Origin of the sequence: Wenzhouxiangella indolica, from assembly GCF_042310355.1 — a bacterium.
Taxonomy (GTDB): Bacteria; Pseudomonadota; Gammaproteobacteria; order Xanthomonadales; family Wenzhouxiangellaceae; genus Wenzhouxiangella.
In genome coordinates this window covers 313,202-324,963 of the sequence record NZ_JBHJMR010000002.1, presented here as the reverse complement: position 1 = coordinate 324,963, position 11,762 = coordinate 313,202, and the positions used below count along the sequence as shown (strand labels likewise).

Genomic DNA, 11,762 nt, shown 5'->3' with positions numbered 1-11,762 from the left:
GCCTCGACAAGCGGCACTCCCTTACGGCAAGCCCCGAGGCAACCGACACCTCACCCAGGCGGCCAGTTCATCTGGCGGCCGCCGAGCAGGTGCAGGTGAATGTGGTAGACCGACTGGCCGCCGTGCTCGTTGCAGTTGAACACCAGGCGGTAGCCATCACTGGACAGGCCTTCGTCGGCAGCCAGTTTTCTGGCGGCCAGCACCATCCGGCCGACCAGGGCAGCATCGTCGTCGCCCAGGTCATTGATGGTTGGGATGCGCCGCTTCGGCACGATCAGGATATGCACCGGCGCCTGCGGATTGATGTCGCGAAAGGCCAGCAGCTCGTCGTCTTCGAAGACGATGTCGGCGGGAATCTCGCGCTCGATGATCTTGATGAATAGGTCGTCCGACATGTTTACAGCTCCTCAGGAATCGGGCCTGCCCGTATCGGCGGCATCGGCAACCGCCGCGATGACCTTGTCGGCGGCGGTGGCGGCGTCGGGCAGATTCTCGGGCGAATCCGAAGGCCAGGCTGCCACCCGCAGCCGACTGTAGAAAGGCCCGGGGTCGACTTCGATCACGCGTGGCTGGTTGCGGGCACGGTCTGCCTCCAGAATACGCGCCATCTGCCGCCGCCCGGCCTGGGCCACGCCGAACGCGCCCCAGCCGCCAGGGTGCTCCAGGCAGTGACGGTCGCCGACGAACACGATACGGGAATCGCGCCCCATCAGCGGTGCGAGTACGGCGCTGAGCATGTACGGGGCGGTCAGGCTGGTCTGAAGCGTTTCGAGCCATTCCCCGGGCTGCTGCTGCAGCATCGGCCGCAGGGCCTGGAACGCGGCGGCGTTGTGGACCAGCACGTCGACGCGACCGAACTGTGATTCGATCACCTCGGCCAGTTGCTGGTAGTCTTCGGGGCCGGCGCCGGCCAGGTCCATGGGCATCAGCGCCGGCGCCCTGCCCAGGCTTTCATGCAGTTCGTCGTGCAGGGCATCGAGTTCCCGTGCGCGGCGATCGAGGGCGATGCAGTCGGCACCGTCTTCGAGCAAGCGCCGCACCAGGGCGCTTCCCAGGGCCCCGGCGGCGCCGGTCACCAGCCAGACGGGCGTTGCAGAATCACTCATCCGAAGTTTCCTATTCGACGATTTCGATCGCCAGCGATGAACAGGGCGCATTGTCGCAGATTCGATTCCCGGCCGGGCCGATTCACGCGCGGCGGCGCGTGGCGGTAGAATGGTCATATGCCCTTCTACGAATACATCAGCACCGAGCCGCAAGCCGGCTGCGACTACTGCAGTCAGCCGGTGACGATCCTTCAGAAGATGGATGATCCGCTGATGCGGAAATGTCCCTACTGCGGACATCCGGTGCGACGGCTGATCAGCCCCCCCAACCTCGCCGGTCAGAACTCGCGCGCGCCCACGGCCGGCGAGGCCGAGAAGGCCGGCTTCACGCAGTACCGCAAGATCGGAAAGGGTGTTTACGAGAAGTCGGCCGGCAAGGGCCCCGACATCATCAGTTCCGACTGACCCCGACCTTCGCTGCCCGGGCGAGGCGACGCGCCTCGCGCCAGGCCTCCCAGACGTTGCCGATGTGGCCGGGCTGCACACGCTGCTCGAGCAAGCGGCGCGGACGCCTCGCCAGCACCCGAGCCAGGCGTTGATCGAGCGCGTGTGAGACCAGAAGATGGCGCTGCCGCCAGCACTGCCCGGGCGGCAGGGCCGCGAGCGCGTCACCGGCCCGCCGGCTGCCATCGGCAAGCCAGGCCCGCACCATGCCGTCGAAACCGCGTGAAACGGACCCGCCGACGACGTCCTGTCGGGCAACCTGGTACTCGGCCTGCAGGTCGAGGGGAACCGGCCAGCGATTGGCACGCGCATCGATGCCGAGATCACGCACCAGGCGCACCAGGTAGGCGAAACCGCCCAGCGCCGCCCAGTCGTCGGTCGATTCGGCGTCGGGCTCGACCAGTGCCGCTTCCAGGCTGGCCGCCGGTCCGCCCAGGGCCAGGCAGTGCGCCCAGGCATCGTCGCTGAGCTCGAAGCGCGGGGCCTCGAGCGTCGCGGCAACCCGGGCAATGAGCGGCTGGAAGCGCTCGGGATCCAGCCGGTCGGCCGCGCCGCTGGTCACCAGGTCCTCGATGGCCGGATGACTCGCCCTGCGTCGCAGCGCGTCGCCCCACCAGGCGAGCTTCCTGCGCCCGACCTCGGGATCGCTGACCGTGTCGGGCACCGCCGCGATTTCGGAGATGACAGCGCGCAGGGCCACGATGGCGTCCTGCAGTGACTGCGGCGCAAACGGCAATGAAGCCGCCAGGGGGCTGGCGCGTCCGAGCATGCGCGAGCGGCTCCACTCGACCGAGCCCGCCATCAACCCGTCTCCCGTGAATCGAGCAGATCGATCAGCTCGCGCGGATGCGCAATGACGGCATCGGCGCACCAGTCCCGCGGACGCACATCCTCCGGCAGGTAACCCCAGGCGGCCACGACCGTCGCCGCGCCGGCCGCGCGGCCGGCCAACACGTCGCGACGGTCGTCGCCGACGAACAGGGTCCGGGCCGGCTCGACCCCCAGCTCCCGGCAGGCGGCCAGCACGGACTCGGGATCGGGCTTGGGATGATCGACGCGATCACCGCTGATCAGGCAACCGAAGTGATCGCCCCAGCCCGCCCGGTCGACGATGGGGTCGGCGAAGCGGCTGACTTTGTTGGTGACGACGCCCATCCGCAGTCCGCGGGCGCGCAGATCGCCGAGTAGCGCCTCGATGCCCTCGAAAGGCGCAGAATGCACCCAGCAGTGTTCGGCGTAGTAATCGAGCAGTTCCCGGCGGGCGCGCTCGCGCGCGCCCTCGCTCAGCGCGTTCCAGCCCGGCATGCCGGCGGCCAGCAAGCCGACGGCACCGCGGCTGACATGCGACCTCAAACGCGCATGATCGGCGCCGGACTGGCCGAGGCCGGCCAGGACCTGGTCGAGCGCGGCCAGGAGATCGGGCGCGGAGTCGATCAGGGTGCCGTCGAGATCGAACAGCACGGCGCGGGGCATCGGCGCGGTCGCCACCCCTTTCACTCCGGCCGCTTGGCGTGCAGGAAATAGTTGATGCGCGGTGCGCCGCCGATACGCACGCTGCGCGAGACCGGGTTGTAGCTCAGGCCGGTGATCTCGCGCACTTCCAGGCCGGCCTGGCGGCAGGTCGCGGCCAGTTCGGCGGGGCGAATCAGGCGGTCGTAGCGATGGGTACCACGCGGCAGGAGCCCCAGGACATACTCGGCGCCGACGATCGCGGTCGCCCAGGCCAGCGGCGAGCGGTTGATGGTGCTCAGCAGCAGGGTCCCGCCCGGCCGGCAAAGCCCGGCGCAGGCCCGGACCGTGCTGGCCGGATCGGGTACATGCTCGAGCACTTCCAGGCAGCAGACCACATCGAAGGCTGCCGGCTCGTCGGCGGCCAGTGACTCGGCGGTCACGTGGCGGTAGTCGATATCCAGGCCTGACTCGAGCCCGTGCAGGCGTGCCACTTCGAGCGCCCGCTCGGCGGCATCGATACCGGTCACGCTCGCTCCCAGCGCGGCCAGGGCCTCGCTGAGCACGCCGCCGCCGCAGCCGACGTCGAGGACGCGCCGACCCTCCAGCTTCACGCGTTCGGCCAGGAACTCGACGCGCGGCGGGTTGATGTCGTGCAAGGTCTGGAAATCGCCTTCCGGATCCCACCAGCGTGCGGCCAGCGCATCAAACTTGCCGGACTCAAGCGGGTCGACGTTGCGCGACTCGCCCGCCGTGCCGGTCACGAGCCCGCTCCGTCGGCGCCGGCGGAATCGCTCGCGCGCAAGCGTCGGCCCCAGTGTTCGGCCTCCACGGCGGTGCGCTCGGTATCCAGCGTGGTCAACTCGCCCCGCTCGACGACGCGGCGCCCCTCGATCCAGACATCACTGACCTGATCACGCGAGGCGGCGTAAACCAGCTGCGAGACAACGTGGTGAACCGGAGCCGTCTTGAGACCCGACAGATCGACGGCGGCCAGGTCGGCGCTCTTGCCGACTTCGATCGAACCGATTCGGTCTTCCATGCCCAGCGCCCGGGCACCGTTGATCGTGGCCATCGACAGGGCGCGCTCGGCCGGCACCGCTTCGGGATCGCCACTCGCCCCCTTGGCAAGCAGGGCCGCCAGCCGCGTCTCGGCGAACATGTCGAGCGTATTGTTGCTGGCCGCGCCGTCGGTGCCGATGGCAACGTTGACGCCGGCGGCGTCGAGATCCGCCACTCGGCAGATGCCGCTGGCCAGCTTCAGATTGGAAGCGGGACAGTGCAGGATGTGAACGCCGGCGCGCGCCACCCGCGCGATATCGGCATCGTCGAGCTGGGTCATGTGCACGGCCAGCAGGCGATCGCTGAGCAGGCCGAGTGATTCCATGCGATCGAGCGGGGTCAGGCCGTACTGATCGAGGCTGCCCTGGATTTCCCCGGCCGCCTCCAGCAAGTGCAGGTGGACGGGAATGTCCATTTCCTCTGCCAGCGATCGAATGCGGTGAAAAGCCTGGTCCGTGACCGTGTAGGGCGCATGCGGTGCGAATGCGGAGGAGACCAGCGGCATGTCGAGCAGCTGCTGGTGCATTTCCAGGCCGCGGCGGAAGTACTCGTCCTCGGTCTGGGCCCAGGCGGTCGGCACGGAAATGACCGGAATGCCGATGACCGCGCGCATGCCCGCCCGATCGGCCGCCGCAGCCGTCACGTCGGGGAAGAAGTAGTTGTCGTTGAAGCAGGTCGTGCCGCCGGCAAGCATCTCGGCCATGGCCAGGTCGGTACCCACCCGGACGAACTCCGCGCCGACCCAGCGCTGCTCGGTCGGCCAGATATGATCCTCGAGCCAGCGCATCAGCGGCAGATCGTCGGCCAGGCCGCGCATCAGCGCCATGGCACTGTGCGTATGAATATTGACCAGGCCCGGCATCAGGGCGTGGTCCGGCAGGCGCGTGACGCCGGCGTCCGGATGCGACTTGACCAGCTCGTCGGCGTCCGCGACGGCGGCGATGCGGCCGTTCTCGATCAGCACGCCGTGATCCTCGAGGACGGCGCCCTCGGGCCGGACCGGAACGATCCAGCGCGGCAGCAGGATTTCAGCGGCCGGGTCCATCGGCATCAATCCTTGACCCGCGACATGTACTCGCCGGTACGCGTGTCGACCTTGATGACTTCGCCTTCCTGCACGAACAGGGGCACGCGCACCGTCGCCCCCGTCTCGAGCGAGGCCGGCTTGCCGCCGCTGCCGGAAGTATCACCGCGCAGGCCCGGGTCCGTCTCGACGATCTTGAGCTCCACGAAGTTCGGCGGCAGGATCTGGATCGGCGAGCCGTTCCACAGCGTGACCTGGCACATGGCCTCTTCGACCAGCCACTGCGCCGCATCGCCGACCACCTTGTCGTCGGCGGCGAGCTGTTCGAAGGAGTCGGGGTCCATGAAGTGCCAGAACTCGCCGTCGCTGTAGAGGTACTGCACTTCCTTCTCGAACACGTCCGCCGCTTCGACCGACTCACCCGACTTGAAGGTTCGCTCGATCACGCGCCCGGTCAGAAGGTTGCGCACCTTGACCCGGCTGAAGGCCTGGCCCTTGCCGGGTTTGACGAACTCGTTCTCGACGATGTTGTACGGGTCGCCGTCGAGAATGATCTTCAGGCCCGACTTGAACTCGTTGGTACTGTACGTTGCCATGTTGTCTCCGGATTACAATGACGCCCCGGCCCGGGCGGGCGGGGCGATGACTTCTCGGGATACCAGCGAAGCTGATCAATGAATCCACATAGTTTAGCGCGAACGGCGTTTGCACCCAAGCGACCCGCCTGGCGCGAACAGTTGCGAACGGCGCTGCGCGCGCCGGCGGAATTGCTGCATCGACTCGACCTTCCCAGCGGGGACGAGCCCGAGCGCAGCCGCTTTCCGATGTTCGTGCCGCAGGCTTTCGTCGAGAGAATGCGACCGGGCGACCGCCGCGACCCCTTGCTGCTGCAGGTCCTGCCCGAGCGCAGCGAATCCGAACGCGTTGCGGGCTTCAGCGACGATCCGGTGGGAGATCGCGCCAGCTCGGCCGGAGCGGGGATCCTGCACAAGTATCACGGTCGCGTCCTGCTGGTGGCCACCGGCGCCTGCGCCGTTCACTGCCGCTACTGTTTCCGGCAGGCCTTTCCCTATGCCAGCGAACGCGCCGACGCGGGTCAGTGGCAGGCGGCGGTGGACCATGTCGCCTCTGATCCGAGCATCGAGGAAGTCATTCTCTCCGGCGGCGACCCGCTGATGCTGCCGACGCAACGCTTGCGCGCGCTGACCGACCGCCTGGCCGGCATCGATCACCTCAGGCGCCTGCGCATCCATACGCGCCTGCCGATCATCCTGCCCGACCGGGTGACCGACGATCTGCTCGACTGGCTCGAAAACCTCCCCTGGCCGGTCGTGATCGTCATCCACGCCAATCACGCCAACGAATTCGACGCGTCCGTCGCCGCTGCGCTCGAGCGCCTGCGGCGGGCAGGCGTTCACCTGCTCAACCAGGCCGTGCTGCTGGCCGGGATCAATGATTCCTCGGCGGCGTTGAGTGCGCTGATGCGACGTGCCTTCGAAGCCGGCGCCCTGCCCTATTACCTGCATCTGCTCGACCCGGTCTCCGGCGCACAGCGATTCGAGACCGACCGCGAACGCGCCTTGGACATGATCGAAACGCTGCGACGAGATCTATCGGGGTATCTTGTACCCAGGCTCGTTCGCGAAGTGGCCGGCGAGCCGTACAAGCTGCCGATACTTTAATCGATCGACCAGCGGCGATAAGATTCCAGACGACATTCGACACAGGCTTCCCCAGATGGCCAACCAGCCGACCGAAATTCGCATACTGACCGTAACCGACGACCCGTCCGCGCCGCGGCAGCTGCAGCAGATGCTCGGCGACGACGCCGGCGTACGCACCCTGTTCGCAGACACCGGCAACGCCGTCTCGCGCACCTTCGAATCCGATCGCGTCGACATGGTGATGGTCAACGTCGACTCGGCCGACCTGCAGTTGTTCGAGGCCAGCGTGCGCGCCGCTCGCGAGCAGGATCGCTACGTGCCGGTCGTGGCGATGATCGACGAAGAAGACAGCGAGGCCGCGATGGCCGTTGCCGCCGTCGGCGTCGAGGGCTTCGTCAACCAGGCCGGGTTGCGCCAGCTCAAGCGCCTGGCGATCAGCCAGGTCGAATCGCTGCGTGCACGCAAGGATGCCGAACAGGCGCTCAGGAGCCTGGCCGACATCGAGGATCGCTACACGCTGCTGCTCGACAGCTCGAGCGAGGCCATCGCCTACATCCACGAGGGCCTGCACATCTACGCCAACCGGGCTTATCTCGAGCTGTTCGGCTTCGACACCTTCGAGGAACTCGAGGGACTGTCGATGCTCGACCTGCTCTCGCCCAGCGACGAGGTGCCCGACCTCAAGCAGGTTCTCAAGGCGATTGCCCGCGACGACCTTCCCGACAACGCCCTGCAGCTCAATGCCCATCGGCAGGACGGGTCGGCGTTCACCGCGTCGGTGGACTTCTCGTCGGCACGCTATGGCGGCGAGTACTGCGCGCAGATGCTCGTCCGGGAAAAACTCTCCCAGGCCGACCCGGAACTCGAGGAGGAGTTGCGCAAGCTCAAGACCTCCGACCTGCTCACCGGAATGCTCAATGCGCCGGCTTTCATCAGCCTGCTCAACGAAACCGTCGACGGCCGCGCCGATTCGGCCGGGCTGTCGGTCATGGCCCTGTCCCTGGATAACCACGACGACCTGCTCGACAAGGTCGGCGTCGGCGCCACCGACGACCTGGTTCGCGGCACGGCCGAGCTGTTCAGGGAGGTGGTGGGCGAGGGATACACCATGGCGCGACTGCGCGATCACACCTTCGCCCTGATCGCCGACAGCGCCGACCGCAGCGAAGCCGAGAAGATCGCGAGCGACTTCGTCGAGAACTGCTCGGGCCGCATCATCGACGTGCGCGACAACAGCCTCACCGTCTCGGCCAGCGTCGGCCTGGCGATCGCGGGCAGCGAGCTTCCCCACCCCGAGGCCCTGATCGAGCAGGCGGAATCAGCGCTGGCGGAGGTCCTGCGCGCCGGCGGCAACGGATTCGTCCGCTACCGTCCGCGCGTGTCCGCCGACGGCGAGGAAGACGATACGGCCTGGGCCGAACGCCTGCGACACGCGCTCGACCACGACGAGTTCGGCCTGGTCACCTCTCCCATCACCAGCATGGAAGACGACGAGTTCCTGATCAGCGAGGTCGAAACCCGGCTGCGGCCGGAAGACAGCGATGAAGTCGTGCTGCCCTCGGTGTACATGCACATCGCATCAAGGGTCGGCCTGGCGCCGAGGCTCGATGCCGACATGATGGACCGGCTGCAGGCCCTCGCCGGCGAACGCCGGGACGACAGCGGCCAGTGGCTGGTCCCGCTGAGCCTCGAGACGCTCAGCGACGAGCAGGCGGCGCTCGACCTGTTCAAGCGCCTGGGCGACCCGGCACTCAATCCCAAGCGGATGATCCTCGGCTTCCGGGAAGCCGAGATTCGTGAAAAGCTGCGCCCGGTTCAGTCCTTCATCGAACGCTTCCGCGAAAGCGGCTGTCGCTTCGCCCTGTGCGACGTCGGCCCCGAGGCACCGGCCGAGAGCCTGCTGCGTCACCTCGACCTGGACTTCATCCGCCTGGCCCCGGAGATGATCCAGGACCTCAGCGGCAACGACAACCTGCGTCAGAAGCTTTCCACGCTGGTCAGCCACGCCCGCGAACACGACACGCGCATCATCGCCCCCAAGGTCGAGAACACCGGCGACCTGGCCACCTTGTGGCAGTTCGGCATCATCCTCGTCCAGGGCGAATTCGTGCGGGAAGAGGCCTCGGTCTAGAGTCAGCGCGCCCCTTCGGACAGCGCCCGGATGCGCTCTTCCAGCGGCGGGTGACTCATGAGCAGGCGCTTGAGGCCGGCGCCGACCCGGCCGCGGATGCCGAAGGCTTCGACGGATTCCGGCAACTGGGCCGATCCGTGCACCTGGCCGAGCCGCTGCAGCGCCGCGATCATGTTCTGGCGCCCGGCCAGTTCGGCGCCGCCGGCATCGGCGCGGAATTCGCGCCAGCGTGAAAAGGCCATGGTGATCATGCTCGCCAGGATGCCGAGCACGATCTGCAGCACGATGACCGAGATGAAATAGCCGGGGCCGTAGCCACGCTCACTTCGAAAGACCGCTCGGTCGATGATCTGCCCCAGAACCCGCGAGAGCAACAGCACGAAGGTGTTGAGCACGCCCTGCAGCAGGGTCATGGTCACCATGTCGCCGTTGGCCACATGAGAGACCTCGTGGGCGAGCACGGCCTCGACTTCGTTCTGGCGCATATGCCTGAGCAGCCCGCTGCTGACGGCAACCAGGGCATTGTTGCGCGATGCCCCGGTCGCGAACGCGTTGGGCTCGGGCGCATCGTAGACGGCCACGTCGGGCATGCCGATGCCGGCTGCCCTGGCCTGCCTCGCCACGGTATCGACCAGCCATCGCTCAGTGGCGTCGCGCGGCTTGTCGATGACCTTCGCACGCGTGCTCATCAGCGCGAGCTTCTTCGACATCAACAGGGAAACGATGGCGCCCCCCATGCCGAAGACCACGGCGATGATCAGGATGGCCGCGTTGTTGACGTTGATGCCCTGCCGCACGAGCCAGGGCTCGAGCAGGTTCATGACGATACCGAGAACCACGAGAACGGCCAGGTTCGTGGCCAGGAAAAGCGCAACTCTTCGCATGACGATCCTTTTAGCGGGATACCTTGATCCGAACGGTAAAATGGCGCCATGCCACGCAATTTCCAAGTCTGCCCATGAGCATCGCAGCCGACCATCCGTCGGGCTACACCGGCCGCTTCGCGCCCTCTCCCACCGGCGCGCTGCATTTCGGCTCGCTGGTCGCCGCCGTGGGCAGTTTCCTGCGCGCGCGCAGCCTCGGCGGTCGCTGGCTGGTACGCGTCGAGGACATCGACCCGCCGCGCGAAGTCGCGGGTGCGGCCGAGGAACAGATCGCCACCCTGGCGGCATTCGGACTGTTGCCGGATGCCCCGGTGAGCTACCAGAGCGAATCGTCAGGCTTGCACGAACGCGCGCTCGAGCAGCTGCTGGCCAGCGGCGCGGCTTTCCGGTGCGGCTGCAGCCGGCGTCACCTGCCGTCAGACGGCGTCTATCCCGGCACCTGTCGAAACGGGATCCCGTCCGGGCGCCAGCCACGCAGCGTCCGGATGCGGACCGACAACGCCGAGGTCGAGTGCTTCGAGGATGCTGTCCAGGGAAGGTATTGCGATCACCCGGGCCGGATCAGCGGGGATTTCATCATCCGCCGCGGCGACGGCCTGATCGCCTACCAGCTCGCGGTCGTCGTCGATGACGCCGCAGCGGGCATCACCGAAGTGGTTCGCGGCGCCGACCTGATCGACTCGACGCCGAGGCAGTTGCTCGTCTACCGTCGTCTCGGCCTGAACCCGCCGGACTGGATGCACCTGCCCGTGGTCACCGACGACAACGGGCGCAAGCTGAGCAAGTCCGACAACGACGATCCGGTCTTCGCCCGCCCGCACGCGGAAGCCCTCCGCCTGGCGCTGCGGGCACTCGGCCACGAGCCGCCGGCCGGCGCCCGCCTGCTGGAAACGCAGCTCGACTGGGCCCGGTCAAATTTCGACATCGGCCGGATCCCGCTCGGCCCCGTCGCCGTCGGGGTTCATCCGCGGTAACCGGAACGTTATACTCACGGATTGACCAGCGGCCACGATCGACGACCGAATGAACCCCAACTACCTCGATTTCGAACAGCCCATCGCAGAACTCGAAGCCAAGATCCGCGAGTTGAGAAACGTCGGATCCGGCGTGTCCATGAACCTGGAGGAGGAAATCCAGCGCCTCGAGCAGAAGTGCCGGGAGCGGACCGAGACGATCTTTTCGGAACTGAGCGACTGGCAGATTTCGCAACTCGCGCGTCACCCCCAGCGCCCCTACACGCTCGATTACGTGCCGATGGTCTTCGACCGTTTCGAGGAACTGCACGGCGACCGCCACTTCGCCGACGATCACGCCATCGTGGGTGGCCCGGCCATGCTCGAGGGCCTGAGCGTCATGCTTATCGGCCATCAGAAGGGTCGCGACACGCGCGAGAAGGTCTACCGCAATTTCGGCATGCCGCGCCCGGAAGGCTATCGCAAGGCCCAGCGCCTGATGGAAACGGCCGCACGCTTCGGCATGCCGATCGTCACCTTCATCGACACGCCGGGCGCCTACCCCGGCGTCGGCGCCGAAGAGCGCGGGCAGTCGGAGGCCATTGCCCGCAACCTGGCCGTGATGTCGCGTCTTCCGGTTCCGATCATCTGCTTCGTCATCGGCGAGGGCGGATCGGGCGGCGCGCTGGCCATCGGCGTGGGCGATCGCACCAGCATGCTGCAGTACAGCATCTACTCGGTCATTTCCCCGGAAGGCTGCGCATCGATCCTGTGGAAGAGCGCCGACAAGGCGCCGGTGGCGGCCGAGGCGATGGGCCTGACGGCCAGGCGGCTCAAGAAGCTCGAGCTGATCGACAAGATCATCAAGGAGCCGGCCGGCGCTGCCCACCGATCTCCGCAAGAAGTTGCCGTTCGCATACGCGAGACCATCGTCGCCCAGATCGACTACCTGTCCAGCCAGCCGGTGGACACGCTCCTGTCGGAACGCTACGAGCGCCTGATGGCCCACGGGGCGTTCGAGCAGGCCCAGTAGCACGCGCGCCGG

At 67.3% G+C, this 11,762-nt stretch carries 13 protein-coding genes; 5 read left to right on the top strand and 8 right to left on the bottom strand.

The window, feature by feature from the left end:
- Window positions 1-50: 50 nt before the first annotated feature.
- Complete coding sequence (locus ACDC67_RS04535) at window positions 51-395, bottom strand: histidine triad nucleotide-binding protein (protein WP_376690973.1); 345 nt, start codon at window positions 393-395, stop codon at window positions 51-53.
- A 12-nt stretch (window positions 396-407) separates the two neighbouring features.
- Window positions 408-1,106 (bottom strand): SDR family NAD(P)-dependent oxidoreductase, encoded by a 699-nt coding sequence (locus ACDC67_RS04530; protein ID WP_376690971.1) that lies wholly within the window; start codon window positions 1,104-1,106, stop codon window positions 408-410.
- Window positions 1,107-1,223: 117 nt separating this feature from the next.
- On the opposite strand from ACDC67_RS04530, the gene ACDC67_RS04525 reads away from it, so the two are divergent.
- The gene (locus ACDC67_RS04525; protein WP_376690970.1) at window positions 1,224-1,511 is read left to right on the top strand and encodes an FmdB family zinc ribbon protein; all 288 of its coding nucleotides are present in this window, start codon (window positions 1,224-1,226) and stop codon (window positions 1,509-1,511) included.
- On the opposite strand, the gene ACDC67_RS04520 is transcribed toward ACDC67_RS04525, so the two are convergent.
- From ACDC67_RS04520 to efp, 5 genes are read right to left on the bottom strand one after another with little or no spacing between them, the layout of a single operon-like run.
- A complete protein-coding gene (locus ACDC67_RS04520) occupies window positions 1,498-2,352 on the bottom strand; it encodes a squalene/phytoene synthase family protein (RefSeq protein WP_376690968.1) in 855 nt (284 codons plus the stop codon). The genes ACDC67_RS04525 and ACDC67_RS04520 overlap by 14 nt on opposite strands.
- Complete coding sequence (locus ACDC67_RS04515) at window positions 2,352-3,038, bottom strand: HAD-IA family hydrolase (protein WP_376690966.1); 687 nt, start codon at window positions 3,036-3,038, stop codon at window positions 2,352-2,354. The genes ACDC67_RS04520 and ACDC67_RS04515 overlap by 1 nt, the downstream gene beginning before the upstream one ends.
- Window positions 3,039-3,043: 5 nt before the next feature.
- Entirely contained in the window at window positions 3,044-3,763 is a 720-nt protein-coding gene (gene ubiG, locus ACDC67_RS04510) for a bifunctional 2-polyprenyl-6-hydroxyphenol methylase/3-demethylubiquinol 3-O-methyltransferase UbiG (protein WP_376690964.1), read from the bottom strand.
- Window positions 3,760-5,106, bottom strand: a complete 1,347-nt coding sequence (locus tag ACDC67_RS04505; protein ID WP_376690962.1) for a TRZ/ATZ family hydrolase — start codon at window positions 5,104-5,106, stop codon at window positions 3,760-3,762. Before ACDC67_RS04505 ends, ubiG begins: the two co-directional genes overlap by 4 nt.
- 5 nt (window positions 5,107-5,111) lie before the next feature.
- A complete protein-coding gene (gene efp / locus ACDC67_RS04500; RefSeq protein WP_376690960.1) occupies window positions 5,112-5,681 on the bottom strand; it encodes an elongation factor P in 570 nt (189 codons plus the stop codon).
- A gap of 78 nt (window positions 5,682-5,759) precedes the next feature.
- Here efp and epmB point away from each other — a divergent pair, with 78 nt between their 5' ends.
- A complete protein-coding gene (gene epmB / locus ACDC67_RS04495; protein WP_376690958.1) occupies window positions 5,760-6,767 on the top strand; it encodes an EF-P beta-lysylation protein EpmB in 1,008 nt (335 codons plus the stop codon).
- A 55-nt stretch (window positions 6,768-6,822) separates the two neighbouring features.
- Window positions 6,823-8,880, top strand: a complete 2,058-nt coding sequence (locus ACDC67_RS04490) for an EAL domain-containing response regulator (RefSeq protein WP_376690957.1) — start codon at window positions 6,823-6,825, stop codon at window positions 8,878-8,880.
- 2 nt (window positions 8,881-8,882) lie between these two features.
- On the opposite strand, the gene htpX is transcribed toward ACDC67_RS04490, so the two are convergent.
- Entirely contained in the window at window positions 8,883-9,764 is an 882-nt protein-coding gene (htpX, locus tag ACDC67_RS04485) for a protease HtpX (protein ID WP_376690955.1), read from the bottom strand.
- Window positions 9,765-9,838: 74 nt separating this feature from the next.
- Here htpX and gluQRS point away from each other — a divergent pair, with 74 nt between their 5' ends.
- Window positions 9,839-10,738, top strand: a complete 900-nt coding sequence (gene gluQRS / locus ACDC67_RS04480; RefSeq protein WP_376690954.1) for a tRNA glutamyl-Q(34) synthetase GluQRS — start codon at window positions 9,839-9,841, stop codon at window positions 10,736-10,738.
- Window positions 10,739-10,787: 49 nt separating this feature from the next.
- A complete protein-coding gene (locus tag ACDC67_RS04475; RefSeq protein ID WP_376690952.1) occupies window positions 10,788-11,750 on the top strand; it encodes an acetyl-CoA carboxylase carboxyltransferase subunit alpha in 963 nt (320 codons plus the stop codon).
- The last annotated feature ends 12 nt before the right edge of the window (window positions 11,751-11,762 follow it).